Source organism: Pseudoduganella buxea, from assembly GCF_009720835.1.
GTDB classification, from domain to species: domain Bacteria; phylum Pseudomonadota; class Gammaproteobacteria; order Burkholderiales; family Burkholderiaceae_D; genus Rugamonas; species Rugamonas buxea.
On the sequence record NZ_WNKZ01000099.1, the window covers coordinates 1 to 19,134 of the forward strand.

The 19,134-nt window shown below is 64.5% G+C and carries 20 protein-coding genes and 1 other RNA gene; 9 read left to right on the forward strand and 12 right to left on the reverse strand.

Features of this window, described 5'->3' with window-relative positions:
• From GM672_RS23585 to aceE, 3 genes are all read right to left on the reverse strand, one after another.
• On the reverse strand, positions 1–334 hold a 334-nt coding region (locus GM672_RS23585; RefSeq protein WP_308807463.1), incomplete at its 3' end, for a biotin/lipoyl-containing protein.
• Between the two features lie 12 nt (positions 335–346).
• A complete protein-coding gene (aceF, locus tag GM672_RS23590; protein WP_155472975.1) occupies positions 347–2,026 on the reverse strand; it encodes a dihydrolipoyllysine-residue acetyltransferase in 1,680 nt (559 codons plus the stop codon).
• A 21-nt stretch (positions 2,027–2,047) separates the two neighbouring features.
• On the reverse strand, positions 2,048–4,744 hold the full coding sequence (aceE, locus tag GM672_RS23595) for a pyruvate dehydrogenase (acetyl-transferring), homodimeric type (RefSeq protein WP_155472976.1): 2,697 nt from the start codon (positions 4,742–4,744) through the stop codon (positions 2,048–2,050).
• 240 nt (positions 4,745–4,984) lie between these two features.
• Here aceE and folD point away from each other — a divergent pair, with 240 nt between their 5' ends.
• The 6 genes from folD to GM672_RS23625 all read left to right on the forward strand — a co-directional run bounded on the left by folD (position 4,985) and on the right by GM672_RS23625 (position 11,400).
• Positions 4,985–5,830 (forward strand): bifunctional methylenetetrahydrofolate dehydrogenase/methenyltetrahydrofolate cyclohydrolase FolD, encoded by an 846-nt coding sequence (gene folD / locus GM672_RS23600; protein WP_155472977.1) that lies wholly within the window; start codon positions 4,985–4,987, stop codon positions 5,828–5,830.
• 39 nt (positions 5,831–5,869) lie between these two features.
• Positions 5,870–7,945: a M3 family metallopeptidase gene (locus GM672_RS23605; protein WP_155472978.1), complete on the forward strand. Its 2,076-nt coding sequence runs from the start codon at positions 5,870–5,872 to the stop codon at positions 7,943–7,945.
• Between the two features lie 115 nt (positions 7,946–8,060).
• A complete protein-coding gene (locus GM672_RS23610; RefSeq protein WP_155472979.1) occupies positions 8,061–8,486 on the forward strand; it encodes a DNA polymerase III subunit chi in 426 nt (141 codons plus the stop codon).
• Complete coding sequence (locus tag GM672_RS23615; RefSeq protein ID WP_155472980.1) at positions 8,483–8,842, forward strand: DUF2486 family protein; 360 nt, start codon at positions 8,483–8,485, stop codon at positions 8,840–8,842. The genes GM672_RS23610 and GM672_RS23615 overlap by 4 nt, the downstream gene beginning before the upstream one ends.
• A 166-nt stretch (positions 8,843–9,008) precedes the next feature.
• Positions 9,009–10,139 (forward strand): branched-chain amino acid ABC transporter substrate-binding protein, encoded by a 1,131-nt coding sequence (locus GM672_RS23620; protein WP_155472981.1) that lies wholly within the window; start codon positions 9,009–9,011, stop codon positions 10,137–10,139.
• Between the two features lie 109 nt (positions 10,140–10,248).
• On the forward strand, positions 10,249–11,400 hold the full coding sequence (locus GM672_RS23625; protein WP_155472982.1) for a branched-chain amino acid ABC transporter substrate-binding protein: 1,152 nt from the start codon (positions 10,249–10,251) through the stop codon (positions 11,398–11,400).
• Positions 11,401–11,484: 84 nt separating this feature from the next.
• Here the strand turns inward: GM672_RS23625 and GM672_RS23630 are convergent, their stop codons facing one another.
• A complete protein-coding gene (locus GM672_RS23630) occupies positions 11,485–11,796 on the reverse strand; it encodes a c-type cytochrome (RefSeq protein WP_155472983.1) in 312 nt (103 codons plus the stop codon).
• 162 nt (positions 11,797–11,958) lie between these two features.
• On the opposite strand from GM672_RS23630, the gene GM672_RS23635 reads away from it, so the two are divergent.
• Positions 11,959–12,192: a TIGR04438 family Trp-rich protein gene (locus GM672_RS23635; protein WP_155472984.1), complete on the forward strand. Its 234-nt coding sequence runs from the start codon at positions 11,959–11,961 to the stop codon at positions 12,190–12,192.
• 205 nt (positions 12,193–12,397) lie between these two features.
• Here the strand turns inward: GM672_RS23635 and ilvD are convergent, their stop codons facing one another.
• Complete coding sequence (gene ilvD / locus GM672_RS23640) at positions 12,398–14,260, reverse strand: dihydroxy-acid dehydratase (protein ID WP_155472985.1); 1,863 nt, start codon at positions 14,258–14,260, stop codon at positions 12,398–12,400.
• 117 nt (positions 14,261–14,377) lie between these two features.
• On the opposite strand from ilvD, the gene GM672_RS23645 reads away from it, so the two are divergent.
• Positions 14,378–15,286, forward strand: coding sequence for a LysR family transcriptional regulator (locus GM672_RS23645; RefSeq protein ID WP_155472986.1), 909 nt, complete (start codon positions 14,378–14,380; stop codon positions 15,284–15,286).
• On the forward strand, positions 15,280–16,104 hold the full coding sequence (gene lgt / locus GM672_RS23650) for a prolipoprotein diacylglyceryl transferase (protein ID WP_155472987.1): 825 nt from the start codon (positions 15,280–15,282) through the stop codon (positions 16,102–16,104). Before GM672_RS23645 ends, lgt begins: the two co-directional genes overlap by 7 nt.
• A gap of 36 nt (positions 16,105–16,140) precedes the next feature.
• Here lgt and GM672_RS23655 read toward each other — a convergent pair whose 3' ends face one another.
• The 7 genes from GM672_RS23655 to GM672_RS28465 form a co-directional block, all read right to left on the reverse strand.
• On the reverse strand, positions 16,141–16,608 hold the full coding sequence (locus GM672_RS23655; protein ID WP_229417906.1) for an EVE domain-containing protein: 468 nt from the start codon (positions 16,606–16,608) through the stop codon (positions 16,141–16,143).
• A gap of 115 nt (positions 16,609–16,723) precedes the next feature.
• Positions 16,724–16,903, reverse strand: a non-coding RNA gene (gene ssrS, locus GM672_RS23660) — 6S RNA.
• Between the two features lie 69 nt (positions 16,904–16,972).
• Positions 16,973–17,284, reverse strand: coding sequence for a cell division protein ZapA (locus tag GM672_RS23665; protein ID WP_155472989.1), 312 nt, complete (start codon positions 17,282–17,284; stop codon positions 16,973–16,975).
• Positions 17,281–17,520: a hypothetical protein gene (locus GM672_RS23670; protein WP_155472990.1), complete on the reverse strand. Its 240-nt coding sequence runs from the start codon at positions 17,518–17,520 to the stop codon at positions 17,281–17,283. The genes GM672_RS23665 and GM672_RS23670 overlap by 4 nt, the downstream gene beginning before the upstream one ends.
• Before the next feature lie 146 nt (positions 17,521–17,666).
• Positions 17,667–17,801 (reverse strand): hypothetical protein, encoded by a 135-nt coding sequence (locus GM672_RS29595; RefSeq protein WP_260098582.1) that lies wholly within the window; start codon positions 17,799–17,801, stop codon positions 17,667–17,669.
• 459 nt (positions 17,802–18,260) lie between these two features.
• On the reverse strand, positions 18,261–18,878 hold the full coding sequence (locus tag GM672_RS23675; RefSeq protein ID WP_155472991.1) for a hypothetical protein: 618 nt from the start codon (positions 18,876–18,878) through the stop codon (positions 18,261–18,263).
• Positions 18,879–18,889: 11 nt separating this feature from the next.
• Positions 18,890–19,134, reverse strand: a 245-nt coding sequence (locus GM672_RS28465; protein ID WP_170300212.1) for a hypothetical protein, incomplete at its 5' end; no start/stop codon positions are given.

Sequence of the window (19,134 nt, forward strand, 5' to 3'; positions counted from 1 at the left end):
CCTGGCCGGGCGCGGCGCCCTTCTCTGCCGGCGTGGCCACCGGCGAGGCCGGCGCACCGGCGGCAGGTGCAGCAGCAGGCGCCGCAGCAGCACCGGCGGCTTCTTCCACCATCAGCAGCAAGGTCCCTTCGGACACCTTGTCGCCCACCTTGATCTTGATTTCCTGGACCACGCCGGCGTGGGTCGACGGAATCTCCATCGACGCCTTGTCCGACTCCACCGTCACCAGCGACTGGTCGACCTTGATCGTGTCGCCCGGCTTGATCATCAGTTCGATGACTTCCACTTCCTTGAAGTCGCCGATATTCGGTACCTTCACTTCTACGATGCTCATCGAGCGTTCTCCTTACAGCAGGATCTTGCGCATATCGGCCAGGACATCGGCCAGATACGCGGCGAAGCGGGCACCGGAGGCGCCGTCGACGACCCGGTGGTCATACGACAGCGACAGGGTCATCATCAGGCGCGGCTGGAAGGCCTTGCCGTCCCATACGGGCTTCATCGACGCCTTCGACAGGCCCAGGATGGCCACTTCCGGCGCGTTCACGATCGGCGTGAAGTGCGAGCCGCCGATGCCACCCAGCGACGAGATGGTGAACGTGGCGCCCTGCATGTCGGCCGGTTTCAGCTTGCCTTCGCGGGCCTGCAGCGACAGCTCCGTCATTTCCTTGGCGATCTGCGTCACGCTCTTCTGGTCCGCGTTCTTGATGACGGGGACCACCAGGCCGTTCGGCGTATCGGCGGCGAAGCCGATGTTGTAGTACTTCTTCAGGATCAGGTTCTCGCCGTTTGCGTCCAGCGAGGAATTGAACGAAGGGTACTTCTTCAGCGCGGCCACGGAGGCCTTGATGACGAAGGCCAGCATCGTCAGCTTGGTCGCTTCCTTGTTCTTCGCGTTGGCGTTGTTCGACTCGACGCGGAAGGCTTCCAGGTCCGTGATGTCGGCATCCTCGAACTGCGTCACGTGCGGGATCATGACCCAGTTGCGGTGCAGGTTCGGGCCGGAGATCTTCTTGATGCGCGGCAGCGGCTGCAGTTCCGTTTCGCCGAACTTGGAGAAGTCCAGCGACGGCCATGGCAGCAGGTTCATGCCGGCGCCACCGCCGGCGGCGGCGGTCGGTGCGTTCGGCGCGGCGGTGGTGCCGGCCATCACGCCCTTGACGAAGTTCTGCACGTCCTGCTGGGTGATGCGGCCCTTCGGACCGGAGCCCGGCACGCGGCCGATCTCGACACCCAGTTCGCGGGCGAATTTACGCACCGACGGCGAAGCGTGGGCCAGCTTGCCGGATACGCCCGGCGCGGCTGGCGCAGATGCGGCGGCGGCGGCAGGGGCGGCAGCCGGTGCCGACGCGGCGGCAGCTGCCGGAGCGGGTGCAGAAGCGGCGGCGGCCGGTGCAGCGGCTGGGGCAGCAGCAGGGGCGGCAGCGCCGCCGGTGGCTTCGACCACCAGCACGACGGAGCCTTCGGCAACCTTGTCGCCCACCTTGATCCTGATTTCCTTGACGACGCCGTCGTGCGAGGACGGAATCTCCATCGAGGCCTTGTCCGATTCGACGGTGATCAGCGACTGGTCCTTCTTGATCGTGTCGCCCACCTTGACCATCACTTCGATCACTTCGACTTCCTTGAAGTCGCCGATGTCCGGCACCTTCACGTCGACCGGGCCGCCGGCCGCGGCCGGTGCGGCGGCTGCCGGCGCCGGTGCCGGGGCAGCTGCCGCCGGAGCAGGAGCGGCAGCGGCTGGCGCGGCAGCAGTAGAAGCAGCTGCGGGTGCGGCAGCGGCGGCACCTTCGGCCTCCACCATCAGCAGCAGCGAACCTTCGGCGACCTTGTCGCCCACCTTGACCTTGATTTCCTTGACCACGCCGGCCTGCGACGACGGAATCTCCATCGACGCCTTGTCCGATTCCACGGTGATCAGCGACTGGTCCACCTTGATCGTGTCGCCGACCTTGACCATCAGCTCGATGATCTCGACTTCCTTGAAATCACCGATATCCGGGACTTTGACTTCCACAATGCTCATAGCGTTTGCTCCGTATTCTCGTTATTGGGTCACCGGATTTGGCTTGTTCGGATTCAGGCCGTACTTGACCACGGCCTGCTCGACGACGGCCATCTCGATCTTGCCTTCCTCGGCCAGCGAGCGCAGGGCCGCGACCGTGATGTAGTAGCGGTTCACTTCGAAGAACTCGCGCAGCTTGGCGCGGCTGTCGGAGCGGCCGAAACCGTCGGTGCCCAGCACACGGTAGGTCCGGTCCTTCGGCATGAAGGCGCGGATCTGCTCTGCATACAGGCGCATGTAGTCGGTGGTGGCGATGATCGGGCCTTGCGTGTCCGTGAACAGGCTCGTCACGTACGGCACGCGCTGTTCCTTGGTCGGGTTGACCAGGTTCCACCGTTCGGCGTCCTGGCCGTCGCGGGCGACCAGGGTCAGCGACGGTGCGGACCAGACGTCGGCGGCGATGCCCCAGTCTTTTTCCAGCAGCTCGGCGGCGAAGATCGACTCGCGCAGGATGGTGCCCGAACCGATCAGCTGCACGCGCTGGGCGGTGTTGGCGGCGCCCTGCTGCAGCAGGTACATGCCCTTCAGGATGCCCTCTTCCTGGCCTTCCTTCAGGCCCGGGTGCGAGTAGTTCTCGTTCATGATGGTGATGTAGTAGAACACGTCTTCCTGTTCCGTCACCATGCGGCGCAGGCCGTCATGAATGATGACCGCCAGCTCGTGGCCGAAGGTCGGGTCGTACGGCAGGCAGTTCGGGATGGCCGCGGCGAACAGGTGGCTGTGGCCGTCCTCGTGCTGCAGGCCTTCGCCGTTCAAGGTCGTGCGGCCGGCGGTGCCGCCCATCATGAAGCCGCGTGCGCGCATGTCGCCGGCGGCCCAGGCCAGGTCGCCCACGCGCTGCATGCCGAACATCGAGTAGTACGTGAAGAACGGGATCATCACGCGGTTGTTGGTCGAGTACGACGTGGCCGCGGCGATCCACGAGCTCATGCCGCCCGCTTCGTTGATGCCCTCCTGCAGGATCTGGCCGGCCTTGTCCTCGCGGTAGTACATCACCTGGTCCTTGTCGACCGGCTCGTACAACTGACCCTGCTGGTTGAAGATGCCGATCTGGCGGAACAGGCCTTCCATGCCGAAGGTACGCGATTCGTCGACCAGGATCGGCACGATGCGCTGGCCCAGGCTCTGGTCGCGCAGCAGCGCCGTGATGATGCGCACAAACGATTGCGTGGTCGAGATCTCGCGGCCTTCCGGGGTCGGGTCCAGCACGGCCTTGAACGCTTCCAGCGGTGGCACCACCAGCGTCTCGTCGGCCTTCATGCGGCGGTACGGCAGATAGCCGCCCAGGGCCTTGCGGCGCTCGTGCAGGTACTTCATTTCCGGCGCGTCGTCGGACGGCTTGAAGAACGGGATCTCGGCCAGCTTGTCATCCGGAATTGGGATGTTGAAGCGGTCGCGCATTTCGCGGATGGCTTCGTCGTCGAGCTTCTTGGTCTGGTGCGCCGTATTGCGCGCCTCGCCCGACTTGCCCATGCCGTAGCCCTTGACGGTCTTCACCAGCAGCACGGTCGGCTGGCCCTTCGCTTCCTGCGCGACCTTGAAGGCGGCGTAGATCTTGTGCGGGTCGTGGCCGCCGCGCGTCAGGCGCCAGATGTCGTCGTCGCTCATGTTGGCGACCATTTCCAGCAGCTTCGGATGCTTGCCGAAGAAGTGCTTGCGCACGAAGGCGCCGTCCTTGGCCTTGTAGTTCTGGTATTCGCCGTCGATGGTTTCCATCATGACGCGCTGCAGGATGCCTTCCTTGTCCTTGGCCAGCAGCTCGTCCCAGCCCGGGCCCCAGATGACTTTCACGACGTTCCAGCCGGCGCCGCGGAACTCGCCTTCCAGTTCCTGGATGATCTTGCCATTGCCGCGCACGGGGCCGTCCAGGCGCTGCAGGTTGCAGTTGACGACGATGACGAGGTTGTCCAGCTGCTCGCGGGCGGCCATGCCGATGGCGCCCAGCGACTCCGGTTCGTCCATCTCGCCGTCGCCGCAGAAGGCCCACACCTTGCGGCCGTCCGTATTGGCGATGCCGCGGGCGTGCAGGTACTTCAGGAAGCGTGCCTGGTAGATCGCCATCAGCGGGCCCAGGCCCATCGACACGGTGGGGAACTGCCAGAACTCGGGCATCAGTTTCGGGTGCGGATACGAGGACAGTCCCTTGCCGTCCACTTCCTTGCGGAAGTTGATCAGCTGTTCTTCCGTCAGGCGGCCTTCCAGGAACGCGCGCGCGTAGACGCCGGGCGCCGAGTGGCCCTGGATGTACAGCAGGTCGCCGCCATGCTCTTCCGACGCGGCGCGCCAGAAGTGGTTGAAGCCGATGCCCAGCATGTTCGCCAGCGAGGCGAACGAGGACAGGTGGCCACCCAGGTCGCCGTCGGCGCGGTTGGCCCGGACCACCATCGCCATCGCGTTCCAGCGCATCCACGAGCGCAGGCGCTCTTCGTATTCCAGGTTGCCGGGGCAGTGGGCGCCGACGTGGGCGGGGATGGTGTTGACGTAGGCGGTATTGGCGGAGAACGGGATCTGGGCGCCGCGGCGGCGGGCCAGGTCGACCAGGCGCTCCATCAGGTAGTGGGCGCGTTCGGGGCCTTCGTTTTCAAGGACGGCTTCCAGCGCCTCCAGCCATTCCTTGGTTTCCAGTGCGTCCGGATCGTTGGCGGTTTGGGCCGTGACCTGGTCAAGTTGAGCTGACATGTATCTAGTCTCCTAAGTTTGATTGAGCCCGAACCGATGCTGTGACCGTCGCGGACGCGTGGGGGTGATTATTTACTAAGACATTAACGAAGTGTGAGGATTCTAACAGTGAATTCGGGCTTTTTCAAAATGCGCAATGACTTTTCATATTGTGAAATCACCCTATGAGAAAATGGTGCAACGCCGCATAAAGCCTCGTTTTATAATGTCGCTCTTTCATCCTTCCTCAGTCCATTGACCATGCCAGCCCAATCCATCGACGGAATCGCCCTCTCCCAAAAACTGCGTGCCGAAATCGCCTCCCGCGCTGCGGCATTGACCGCCAAGGGCAAGCAGCCCGGCCTGGCCGTGATCCTGGTGGGCGAGGACCCCGCCAGCCAGGTGTATGTGCGCAACAAGGTTAAGGCCTGCGGCGACGTGGGGATCCATTCGGTGCTGGAGAAGTACGAAGCCGACCTGACGGAAGAGGCCCTGCTGGCGCGCATCGCGGCCCTGAACGCAGACCCGGCCATCCACGGCATCCTGGTGCAGATGCCGCTGCCGAAGCACATCAACCCGCACAAGGTGATCGAGGCCATTTCGACGGCCAAGGACGTCGACGGCTACTCGGTGCTGTCGGCCGGCGAACTGATGACGGGCCTGGACGGTTTCCGCCCGTGCACGCCGTATGGCTGCATGAAGCTGATCGAATCGACCGGCGTCGACCTGCGCGGCAAGCATGCCGTCGTCATCGGCCGCAGCAACACGGTGGGTAAACCAATGGCCCTGCTGCTCTTGCAAGCCAACGCCACCGTCACCATCTGCCATAGCGCAACGCCGGACCTGGGCCTGTACACCCGCCAGGCCGACGTGGTGGTGGCGGCCGTTGGCCGCCGCAACACGCTGACGGCAGACATGGTCAAGCCGGACGCAATCGTGATCGATGTGGGCATGAATCGCGACGATAATGGCAAGCTGTGTGGCGACGTCGATTTTGCCGCCATCCGCGAAGTGGCCGCGCACATTACGCCGGTGCCGGGTGGCGTGGGACCGATGACGATCACGATGCTGTTGATGAATACTATTGAATCGGCTGAGAAGGCGTAAGCGCCCCTTCAGCCGCTTCCAACCAGGACTGGACAAACTATGACGACTGACAACCCCCTGCTGGACTTCAGCGGCCTGCCCCGCTTCGACGCGATCCGGCCCGAACACGTGACGCCGGCCATCGACGAGCTGCTGGCGCAGAACCGCGCCGTGGTGGCGCAGCTGGAAGCGCCCACCGGGCAGGTTTCGTGGCAGGGTTTCGTCACGCCGCTGGAAGACAGCACGGAGCTGCTGGGCCGCGCCTGGGGCATCGTCAGTCACCTGAACAATGTCGTCGATACGCCCGAGCTGCGCGCCGTCTACAACGAAAACCTGCCGAAGGTGACGGAGTTCTGGACCGAGCTGTCGCAGAACGAGGCCCTGTTCGCCAAGTACAAGGCCCTGAAGGACAGCGCCGAATTCGCCACGCTGTCGCCGGCCAAGCAGCGCATTGTGGAAAACGCCATCCGCGACTTCCGCATGGGCGGCGCCGAGCTGCCGCCGGCGCAGAAGGAGCGCTTTGCCGACATCCAGGAAGAACATGCGGCCGTGTCGACGCGCTTTTCCGAGAACGTGCTGGACGCCACCAACGACTGGAGCATGGTGGTGGACGATGAAGCGGAACTGGCCGGCCTGCCGGAAGACGTCAAGCATGCGGCCAAGTCGCTGGCCGCGAAGAACGGCAAGACCGGCTGGCAGTTCACGCTGCACTTCCCTTCGTACTATCCGATCCTGCAGTTCGCGGACAGCCGCGCGCTGCGCGAGAAGGTCTACCGCGCCAATGCCACCAAGGCTTCCGAGCTGGGTGACGTGTTCAGCGAGCGGGAAAAATGGGACAACGGCGCCAATATCGTCACCTTGCTGAAGCTGCGCGCGGAAGAGGCGCAGCTCTTGGGCTACAAGAACTTCGCCGAAGTGTCGCTGGTGCCGAAGATGGCGCAAAGCCCCGAGCACGTGATCGAGTTCCTGGAAGACCTGGCCCGGCGCGCCCGCCCATATGCGGAAAAGGACCTGGCCGAACTGGCCGATTTCGCCCGCGACAAGCTGGGCATGGACAAGCTCGAAGCATGGGACCTGCCCTACGCTTCCGAAAAGCTGCAGCAGCACCGCTATTCGTTCTCGGCCCATGAAGTGAAGCAGTACTTCCCCGAGCACCAGGTCGTCAACGGCCTGTTCAAGCTGGTGCAGAACCTGTTCTCCGTCACCATCGCGCCGGACGAGGCGCCCGTGTGGCACAAGGACGTGCGCTTCTTCCGCATCGAGCGGGACGGCCACCTGGTGGGCCAGTTCTACCTGGACCTGTATGCCCGCCCGGGCAAGAACAGCGGCGCGTGGATGGACGACGCCCGCAGCCGCCGCGTCGAGGCGGGCCGCCTGCAGACGCCCGTGGCCTACCTGACCTGCAACTTCACCGAGCCGTCCGTCATCGACGGCAAGGTGCAGCCGGCCCTGTTCACGCACGATGAAGTGATCACGCTGTTCCATGAATTCGGCCATGGCCTGCACCACATGCTGACCACCGTCGAGGAACTGGGCGTGTCCGGCATTTCCGGCGTCGAGTGGGATGCGGTGGAGCTGCCGTCGCAGTTCATGGAAAACTTCTGCTGGGAGTGGGACGTGCTGTCGCACATGACGTCGCACGTGCAGACGGGCCAGCCGCTGCCGCGCGCGCTGTACGACAAGATGCTGGCGGCAAAGAACTTCCAGTCCGGCCTGCAGACCCTGCGCCAGGTCGAGTTCTCGCTGCTGGATATGCACCTGCACTACGATTACGATCCCGCCAGCGGCAAGTCCGTGCAGGACGTCATCGACGAAGTGCGCGGCAAGTTCGCCGTCATCGTGCCGCCGGCCTTCAACCGCTTCCAGAACTCCTTCGGCCACATCTTCGCCGGCGGCTACGCGGCCGGCTACTACAGCTACAAATGGGCCGAGGTGCTGTCCGCCGACGCCTACGCGGCCTTCGAGGAAGCCACGGCGCTGGAAGGCGGCAAGCTGCCCGTGCAGACGGGCGAGAAGTTCCTGCGCGAGATCCTGTCCGTGGGCGGCTCGCGCCCGGCGCTGGAATCGTTCACGGCCTTCCGCGGCCGCGAGCCGTCGATCGACGCGCTGCTGCGCCACAGCGGCATGGCGGCCTGACCGTCGTCGCACAGGCGGCGCCATGCCGGCCGGGTCCACCGGCGGCATGGCGCCGTTTTCCATGGGGCCCACCCCCGTCAACATCGGGCCACGGCGCCGGCCTTACAATAGCGGCATGACTCGCATCGACTTCCACACCAACGTTCCCGACAAGATCGCCTATGCCTGCCGCCTGATCCGCAAGGCCTATGGCGCACGCAACCGCATCGTCGTGATGACGGAGGACGCGGCGCAGCAGGCCGAACTGGATGCGGCGCTGTGGTCGTTTTCCGCCGCCGACTTCCTGCCCCATGTGGACGTGAACGACCCGCTGGCGCCGGATACGCCCATCGTGCTGGCCCACAGCGACGCGGCCGAACTGCCGGCGGCCGACCTGCTGGTCAATCTGGCCCGGCGCGCGCCCGCCCATTTCGAGAGCTTCCCCCGCCTGATCGAAGTAATTTCCACCGATGAAGCCGATGCCGCCGCCGGCCGCCTGCGTTTCGTTGCCTACAAGCGGCAGGATTACCAGCCCACTCACCTGAGCATAGGAAAATCATGAACCAGGCTCCCCCGTTCGATCCGGGCATTCCCGTGCTGACCGAAGTATTGCGCGAGCCTGTCACGGCGCCGGACCCGCAGCCTGCCGCGCCACCGCTGCCGGACACCGGCGTGCTCAGTGCCGCGGAGTGGGAACAGCTGGAGCGCCGGCTGCACGAAAGCGTGCTGCAGCAGCTGAACACGCGGGTGGACTTCGTGCTGGAACAGCGCATCAAGGACAGCATGGCCGCCGTGCTGGACCAGGCGGCGCACGAGCTGACGATGCAAATCCGCCACGGCTTGCAGGACACGATCGGCAAGATCGTCGCCCGCGCCGTGCAGCAGGAAATCACCCATCTGCAAGCCCGGAAGAAGTGAATCCATGCTCCCGGCCGGTGCGGCGCTCGCCCGGCGCGTCACCGCCCTGGTGCGTGGATGAAAAAAGCGCGGCTGCCGTCTTTGCCAATTGAAAATTTTGCTGTACCTTCTCGCATTGAAACGGCGTTTAGAGAGCCGACAACCAAAATCGACGTGGAGAACGAGTATGCAGACGAAGTTCATTGCAGTTGTGATTGCCGCCGCCTTTGCGGGCACCGTGGGTGCCCAGGAAATCGTCAAGATCGGTCACGTCGGCCCCGTATCGGGCGCCCAGGCCCACCTCGGCAAGGATAACGAGAACGGCGCCAATATGGCTGTTGCCGATCTGAACGCCAAAGGCATCAAGATCGGCGGCAAGCCCGTGAAATTCGTGCTGGTGCTGGAAGACGACGGTGCCGACCCGAAACAGGGCACGACCGTGGCGCAGAAGCTGGTGGACGCCAAAGTGCACGGCGTCATCGGCCACCTGAACTCGGGCACGACCGTGCCGGCCTCGCGCATCTACTATAATGCTGGCATCCCGCAGATTTCGCCGGCCTCCACGATCCCAACGTACACGAAGCAGAAATTCAACACGGCCTTCCGCATCGTCGCCAACGATAACAAGCTGGGCGGCACGCTGGGCAAGTACGCCGTGACGAAACTGGGCGCGAAGAAGATCGCCGTCATCGACGACCGTACGGCCTATGGCCAGGGTGTCGCGAGCGAATTCATCAAGGGTGCCAAGGCGCCCGGCGTGCAGATCGTCGACAAGCAGTTCACCAACGACAAGGCGACCGACTTCAATGCCATCCTGACCAGCATCAAGGCCAAGAATCCGGACCTGGTCTTCTTCGGCGGCATGGACGCCGTGGGTGGGCCGCTGCTGCGCCAGATGAAGGCGCTGGGCATCAATGCGAAATTCATGGGCGGCGACGGCGTCTGCACGGACGCCCTGCCGCGCCTGGCCGGCACGGCTGCGGCCGACGGCGTCGTCACCTGTGCCGAAGCAGGCGGCGTGCCGCCGGAACTGCAGAAGAACATGGACGACTTCCGTGCCCGCTACAAGAAGCAGTACAACCAGGAAGTGCAGCTGTACGCACCGTATGTGTACGACTCCGTGATGACGATGGCGCAGGCGATGCAGGATGCCGGCTCGTCCGATCCGAAGAAATACCTGCCTTTCCTGGCCAAGGTGAAGTACCAGGGCGTGACGGGCCTGATCACCTTCGATGAATTCGGCGACATCCGCGACGGCGCGCTGACCTTGTTCACCTACACGGGCGGCAAGAAGACGCGCATGGAAGTCATCAAGTAAGGATACAAGAACAGGAGACAATCCGAGCGGGCCGTCCCTTTGTGGACGGCCCTTGTTTTTTGTGCGGCCCCTTATGCGGTGGCCGCATGTCGATTGGAGTAAAACGTATATGCAAACGAAGCTGATTCCCCTTGCCATCGTGGTGGCCAACGCGCTGGTGTTCGCGGCCGGCGCCCAGGCGCAGGAAGTGGTCAAGATCGGCTACGCCGGCCCGATGTCGGGCCAGTCCGCCCATCTGGGCAAGGACACCCAGAACGGCACCCGCCTGGCCGTCGAGGACCTGAACGCCAAGGGCTTCAAGATCGACGGCAAGCCCGTGAAATTCGTGCTGCTGGCCGAGGACGACGCGGCCGATCCGAAGCAGGCCACGTCCGCCGCGCAGAAGCTGGCCGACGCGAAGATCAACGGCATGATCGGCCACCAGACATCGGGCACGTCGATCCCGGCATCGCGGATCTACTACAACGCGGGCATTCCGCAGATTTCCGCCTCGGCCACCAGCCCCGTCTACACGCACCAGAAGTTCAACACGACCTTCCGCGTGGTCGCCAACGACAACAAGCTCGGCGCCTCGCTGGGCCAGTATGCCGTGCAGAAGCTGGGCGCGAAGAAGATCGCCGTCATCGACGACCGCACGGCCTACGGCCAGGGCGTGGCGGATGAATTCGGCAAGGGCGCGCGCAAGGCCGGTGCCGGCGCCGTGCAGATCGTCGCACGCGAATTCACCAACGACAAGGCGACGGATTTCAACGCCATCCTGACCAGCATCCGCTCGAAGAATCCCGACCTGGTCTTCTTCGGCGGCATGGATTCCGTGGGCGGCCCCCTGCTGCGCCAGATGCGCGCGCTGGGCATCAAGGCCAAGCTGATGGGCGGCGACGGCATCTGCACGGAAGCGATGCCACGGCTGGCCGGCGCCACCGCCGGCGACGAGTCGATCGTCTGCGCCGAGGCGGGCGGCATCACGCCGGAGCAGGAAAAGAAGATGGCCGAATTCGGCGAGCGCTATAAAAAACGCTACAACGAAAGCCTGCAGATCTACGCGCCGTACGCCTACGACGCCGTGATGACGATGGCAACCGCCATGGCGGAAGCGAAATCGGCCGATCCGAAGAAGTACCTGCCCTACCTGGCCAAGGTCAAGTACGCGGGCATCACGGGCGACATCGCCTTCGACAGCTTCGGCGACATCCGCGACGGCGCGCTGACCTTATACACCTTCAAGGGCGGCAAACGAACCTTGATCGAAGTGGTGAAGTAAGCGTCGCCGCTGGTCTTGCAGAAAGCAGAAAGCCGGGCAATGCCCGGCTTTTTCATGGGTGGCGCAAAAATCAGCGTTAGCGGATTACTTCTGCGCCAGGATCCATTTCACCAGTGTGCGCGCTTCCGCGTCGCTCACCTGTGGATTGGCCGGCATCGGGATCGCGCCCCATACACCGGCGCCGCCCTTGATGACCTTCGCCACCAGCTTGGATTCGGCATCCTTCTGGCCGGCGTATTTGGCCGCCACATCCTTGTAGGCAGGACCGACCAGCTTGTTCGCGACGGCGTGGCAAGCCATGCAATTTTTCGCCTTGGCCAAGTCCGCACTCGCCATTGCCGCCTGCGACACCAGGGCCGAGGCAAACACCGCTGCAACCATCATGGAACGTTTCATCGATTTCTCCAAAGTAATCTGTCGACGATTTTACTCCTTTTATGTAGCAGAGCAACCGCGAGCAGTTGACCGGATAACGGCCGTGGCAGCGCGGGCGTTGACGGTTAAAATGTTACTGCATGTAAAGCTGGAGTTTTGTAAGATGGGGCAAAGGAGTCCTCCATGCCCATCATTCTTGCCATCATTGCACTCTGCGCGCTGCGCTTCTTCGAAGTATGGCGCTTCGCCGACCTGTCCTGGTGGTGGATCGTCGGCCTGATGGTATTCGCCTTCGCCTGGTTCGAATTCATCGAGCCGCTGCTGGGCCTGGACAAGCGCAAGGCCCACAACGAAGACGAGAAACGGCGCAAGGAGCGCGTCAAGAACAGCTTTGGCGGCCCCAAGGGCAAGAAGTAGGCCGCTACAGCCGGGCCCGTGTCGCGTGGGGTCAGACCCTGACAAGGACACGGGCTGATGCGTAGCACAGCCGAGCTCGTGTCCATGTCGGGGTCTGACAGGCGATGGCTTGCAAGCCATTGCCGTTTCGCAGGCGAGGAAAATATTCCTCGAAACCCCTGCTTCACCCCCAGGGTGGACACAAGCTCGACTGTGCTGGCGCGGCTCAGCGCTTCAGCTGCGACAGGTCGCGCACGGCGCCCCGGTCGGCCGAGGTGGTCAGCGCGGCGTAGGCTTGCAGCGCTTGCGAGACGTAGCGGTCGCGGTTGACAGGCAGCCAGGCGCCGGCACCTTTCGCTTCCATTGTCGCCCGGCGGGCGGCCAGTTCGGCGGCGTCGATGCGCAGGTTGATCCTGCGGTTCGGGATGTCGATGTCGATCATGTCGCCCTCTTCCACCAGGCCGATGGCGCCGCCTTCGGCCGCTTCCGGCGACGCGTGGCCGATCACCAGGCCCGACGAGCCGCCGGAGAAGCGCCCGTCCGTGAACAGGGCGCAAGCCTTGCCCAGGCCCTTGGACTTGATGTACGACGTCGGGTACAGCATCTCCTGCATGCCCGGGCCGCCCTTGGGTCCCTCGTAGCGGATGATGACGACGTCGCCCTCGTGCACCGTGTCGGCCAGGATCGCTTCCACCGCCGCATCCTGGCTTTCGAACACGCGCGCCTTGCCGGAGAAGGTCAGGATGCTTTCGTCCACGCCGGCCGTCTTGACGATGCAGCCCTTCTCGGCCAGGTTGCCATACAGGACCGCCAGGCCGCCGTCCTGCGAGTAGGCATGCTCGCGGTCGCGGATGCAGCCGGTGCTGCGGTCCAGGTCATTGGCGTCGAAACGTTCCGACTGCGAGAACGCCATCTGGGTCGGCACGCCGCCGGGCGCCGCGCGGAACAGCTGGTGCACGGCAGGATCGTCGCTGCGGCGGATATCGTACTTCTCGATGGCTTCGCCCATGGTCGGGCTGTGCACCGTCGGCAGCGACGTGTCCAGCAGGCCGGCGCGGGCCAGTTCGCCCAGGATCGAGATGATGCCGCCGGCGCGGTGCACGTCCTCGATATGGTACTTGTCCGTCATCGGCGCCACCTTGCACAGGCAGGGCACCTTGCGCGAGATGCGGTCGATGTCGGCCATCGTGAATTCCACCTGGGCCTCGTGGGCCGCGGCCAGCAGGTGCAGCACGGTGTTGGTCGAGCCGCCCATCGACACGTCCAGCGCCATCGCGTTCTCGAAGGCGGCCTTGGTGGCGATCGAGCGGGGCAGCACGGAATAGTCGTCGCCTTCGTAGTGGCGCTTGGCCAGGTCGACGATCAGGCGGCCGGCACGCAGGAACAGCTCCTTGCGGTCCGAGTGGGTGGCAAGCACGGTGCCGTTGCCCGGCAGCGCCAGGCCCAGCGCTTCGACCAGGCAGTTCATCGAGTTGGCCGTGAACATGCCGGAGCAGGAACCGCAGGTCGGACAGGCCGAACGCTCGATTTCGGCCACGTCGGCATCCGACACGGTCGAGTCGCCAGCCTTGATCATGGCGTCCACCAGGTCCAGCTTGATGATCTTGCGGTCGTTGTTGACCACCTTGACGACCTTGCCCGCTTCCATCGGCCCGCCGGACACGAACACGACGGGGATATTCAGCCGCATCGCGGCCATCAGCATGCCGGGCGTGATCTTGTCGCAGTTCGAGATGCACACCATCGCGTCGGCGCAGTGGGCGTTCACCATGTATTCCACCGAGTCGGCGATCAGGTCGCGCGACGGCAGCGAGTACAGCATCCCGCCGTGGCCCATGGCGATGCCGTCGTCGACGGCGATGGTATTGAATTCCTTGGCGACGCCGCCAGCTGCCTCGATCTCGCGCGCCACCATCTGGCCCAGGTCCTTCAAGTGCACGTGGCCCGGCACGAACTGGGTAAAGGAATTGACGACGGCGATGATCGGTTTGCTGAAATCGCCATCCTTCATGCCCGTCGCGCGCCACAGCGCACGGGCGCCGGCCATGTTGCGACCCTGGGTCGTGGTGTAGGAACGATAAGTGGGCATGGGGTGTCTCCTCGGAACGGCGTGAAAGACAGACAGCGTGCGCTTCGGCACTCCAGTTGTCAAATATATGATTTAATGCCCTGTGATTCACAATAGATATCAGAGGTTCCCCCTCGCATGGCAAGCAATATCGAACTGCGCCAGCTGCGCTATTTCGTCACCGTGGCCGAAGAATTGCACTTCGGCCGTGCCGCACGCCGCCTGCACATGACGCAGCCGCCGCTGTCGCAGACCGTCCTGGCGCTGGAGGACATGCTGGGCGCGCCGCTGTTCGAGCGTAACCGCCGCGGCGTGGCGCTGACGCCGGCCGGCGAGGCCCTGCTGCCCGAGGCGCGGCGCCTGCTGGCCCAGGCGGGCGAACTACCCGGCCTGGTGCGGCGCGCCGCCGCGGGCGAGATGGGTAAATTGGCGCTGGCCTTCGTGTCGTCGGCCGACTACAGCGTGCTGCCCCCTTCGCTACGGGCCTACCGGGCCGCCTTCCCCGATGTACAGATTACGCTGCAGGAAGCGACGTCGGACCGCCAGCTCGACGAGCTGCTGCACGGCCGCGTCGACGCAGGCCTGTTGATCCCGCCGCTGACGGACAAGGCCCGGCTGGAACTGGACTACGTGCCGGTGCTGTCCGAGCCGCTGATCCTGTGTTCGCCGGCCAACCTGCCTGCACTGCGCGGCAAGCGCGAGGCCGATCTGCGCAGCTTGCCGCCGCTGCCGTTGATTATCTTTCCCCGCCCCATATCACCAGGCCTGTACGACGCCATCCTGGCCGTGTTCCGCACTGCCGGCCTGACACCCGTCATCGGCCAGGAAGCGATCCAGATGCAGACCATCGTCAGCCTCGTCTCGGCCGGCATGGGGATCGCACTTGTGCCACAATCGGTGTCCAACCTGCAACGCCCGGGAGTAGAATATCGCCCGCTGGCGCATGGCACGCCCCTGGTCGAGACGGGGCTGGCCTGGCGCCGCGACAATGCCTCGCCCGTGCTGAAGGGCTTCCTGGATTTGATGAGAAAGAGAACTGAATGCTGATCCACCCGATGCCCAACCCGGTCGCCTTTTCCATCGGCCCCGTCGACATCCACTGGTATGGCCTGATGTATGTGCTGGCCTTCGCGCTGTTCATCGCGCTGGGCCGTGTGCGCATCCGCCAGCCCCATATCGCCGCACTGGGCTGGAACAACCAGGACCTCGACGACATGCTGTTCTACGGCATGCTGGGCGTCGTCCTCGGCGGGCGCCTGGGCGAAGTGATCTTCTACCAGCCCCACCTGTTCCTGACACCGCTGGAAATCTTCAAGGTGTGGCACGGCGGCATGAGCTTCCATGGCGGCTTCCTGGGCGTGCTGATCGCCATGTGGTTCTGGTCGCGCAAGAGCGGGCGCAACCTGCTGGACGTGTATGACTTCATCGCGCCGATGGTGCCGCTGGGGTATGCCTGCGGGCGCCTGGGCAATTTCATCAATGCCGAACTGCCGGGCCGCGTGGCCGATGCGGCGTTGCCCTGGGCCATGATCATGCCGAACGTGGATGCGCTGCCGCGCCACCCGTCCTCGCTCTACCAGATGCTGGTGGACGGCATCGTCGTCTTCCTGGTCCTGTGGCCGTTCGCCCGCCGCGCCCGGCCGCGCCTGGCCGTCGGCGCCATGTACACCCTGCTGTACGGCTGCGCACGCTTCTTCACGGAATACTTCCGCACGCCGGACTGGGAAACCACCGTGCTGGGCCTGCCCATCACGTCGGGCCAGGTGCTGTCGCTGCCGATGATCGTGGCCGCTATCGCCATGCTGGTGTGGTCGTACCGGCGCAATATCTACGGGGCCGCGCCGGCGGCGGCCCAGCGCGCATGAAGCAAAGGCAGCCTCGGCTGCCTTTTTACCGGCCGCCTACTTTCCGATCAGCTTGACGATAAAGCGCCACTCGTCCGGTTCGACCGGCATGACGGACAGCCTGCTGCCCTTGGCCAGCAGGCGCATGTGCTCCAGTTCCGGGTGACTGCGCAGTTCCTTCAGGTCCAGGTAGCGGCCCTTGTGCACGGCTTTCACGTCGATGCCCGTCCAGCGCGGCTGCTCGGGCGTCGCTTTCGGGTCGTGGTACGGGCTGGCGGCATCGAACTGGCTGGCATCGGGATACGGCGCGCTGGCGATTTCGGCGATGCCGGCGATGCCCGGCACGGCGCAGCTGGAGTGGTAGAACAGCACGCCGTCGCCCTCCTTCATGCCGTCGCGGATGAAATTGCGGGCCTGGTAATTGCGCACGCCATACCACGATGTCGTCTGGCCGGGCGCTGCCAGCACGTCGTCGAAACTGACATCATCGGGTTCGGATTTCATCAACCAGTATTGTTTCGCCATCGGCGGCCTCGCGGACAAAATAAAAAACCGCATAAAACGCGGACGAAAAAAAACGGTGGCGCATCTTCCGATGCTGCCAACCGCTTTTCGACTTCATACAACGATGTCCAACTAATTAGGCCCCGCCTGTGCCGCTATGCCGGCATCCCGAACCTTACGGTTCAAGGTGGTCACAGTCAGTTCAACTTCGGGTTCATCGGACTAGCGACGCTCACGCCCGCCGAACAATTTTCCGCAACCGATGCATGTAAATGGTTCAAGGAATATATGACAATCGCGAACACTGCAGGGTGACACGGAGTTTACTCCTCAATCGAAGCGATTGAAAGACCTAATTTGAACGGGACGCTCTTTCGGACCAGGATCAGAACAGGGCTTCCTGGGGTGTCAGCGCACTGTCGAGCACGCGCTGCATGGCACCGATCTTCTGCTGCACTTCCAGCAACGACATGTCCGACAAGGGGCCGGCCGGCGCTTTGGCCGTCAGGAACTCGGCCGCCATCGACAGCGCGGCCATCACTGCGATGCGGTCGTTGCCCTTGACCTTGCCCGTGTCGCGGATCGTCGTCATCTTCTTGTCGAGCAGGCTGGCCGCTTCGCGCAGCGCCCGCTCTTCGCCTTCCTTGCAGACCAGGCGATAGGGCTGGCCCATGATATTGACGTCGACGGGAATCATTGCGCGTCCTCTTTCACGGGTTCTTCAACCGCCGGTTCCAGTTCGGGCGGCGTGATCTTCGCAAGCAGGGCCGAGACGCGCTGATGCGCCTCGCCGAGGCGGCGCTGGAAACTGATGTTTTCGGCGACAAGGGCAGCGTTGGCCTGGCGCAGCTGAGCGTTCTCACGCCGCAGGCTGTGCGTCAGCTCGGCCAACTGCTCGATCTTGTCGGAGAGGTCTTGGAAGTCGGAAATCATCCCGCCACTATAGGCCCGCACGAAAGCGTGGTCAACCGAATAGACCTGGTCTTACACTTAAATACATCTTAATGGCATGGCAATGGCCGACGATCGCGGCGGCGTGCTGCCGGCGCACCGTGTCGGGCCTATCGTAGCAACCGGTGTCAGCCGGTGGCACCCAATGCCATCAGCAACAGCGCCCCGGCCAGCACGCCGAGGGCGGCCCCGGCCGCGACATTGATGGCCACACGCACCCAGTTCGGTGCGTGCAGGTCTCTTGGTAGTTTGGACTGGAACATTGCTGCCTCCGCTATAGATCACTACAACTTCGGACGTCGAAGTTACAGTTTGCACCGGCACCGCTTTTTTGTCAAAACACAAACGCTGTGCCATGCTGTGTCACAGTCCCGTCGAGGAGAGACCGTCATGCCAGCGCCCCTAGCCACCCTGATGCCCGCCCTGCCAATGACACTGCTGGCGATCCTGTTGGCAACGTCGCTGCCGGCCTGCGGCAGCCGTGCCGACACCGTGGTGACCATCCGCGCCGACGGCACGGCGCACGTGGGCGGCACCGTCATCCGCAACCAGCGGGGATGCCGGCGCGATGCCGCCTGCTGGCTGGAACTGCGCCCGGCCGGCGGCACGCCCGTCGTCATCCAGTATCACCATGGCGAAGGCGGGCCGCCCTGCGCCGACCCGGCACGGGTAACGCAGGCGCTGGCCATCGAGCCGGGCGCCCGCGTCGAGGCCGAAGGCCCCTACCGGGCCGAAAGCGCGTGGCAGACGGTGGACGTCTGCACGGCGCCCGGCGCAACCCTGCGCGCCATCAGCCAGGCCGCGCCGCCCACCAGCAGCAGCACCGGCACCGAAGGCGCCGGCACTTCGCCCGGACCCTGACGGGGGCCCACGGTGGCCGAATACGCCAGGCTCAAGGCGTCGGCCTGCTCGACCAGGCGCCCGCCGGCGAACGGGTCGCCATCCCACCACTCGGCCGTCAGCACGAAGTTGCCCAGGTTGGAGAAGCCTTCCGGCGCATCGGCATCCCAGGCCAGGCCATACAGGCCGGCCACGCCGTCGAACGGCGTGCTGACGCTGGCAGCCGGCGCGATCACGGGCAGGTCGAACAGGGCCAGTGGCGTGCCGTGTTCGAACACGTCGGCGCTGACTCCGGTCAGCACCAGCCAAAGGGCCGCTTCCGGGTTGACGATCTCGTAGCCCCAGCCCACCGTGCTGCCGGCCGCGCCGGCCACCACGCCGTTGCCCGGCAAGGTGGCGGCGCTCCAGATGGGCGCAGCCAGCGCCGTCTGCGCGCACAGGGCCAGGGTGGCCGCCAGCGCCAGCACGCGCGGGCGGAAAGTGCGAAATTGTTCCAGCATGCTAGTCCCCTTCATGGAATCACCGACTGGTTGATCGAGAATTTGTAGCTGCGGCCGAAGATGTCGCTCAGCTCACCGCTTTCCGTGACCGAGAAGCGCTTCACGCCGGCCGGCACGTTGAAGTACAGCCGTACCGTGTGGCTGGCGCCCGCCGCCAGGTCGGGCAAGGCCAGCGGCAGCGCGGGCGAGCGCGCCGTGTCGAGCGTGACGGTGCCGGTGCCGCTCAAGGTGCGCAGGGCCACGCCGGTCAGCCGGG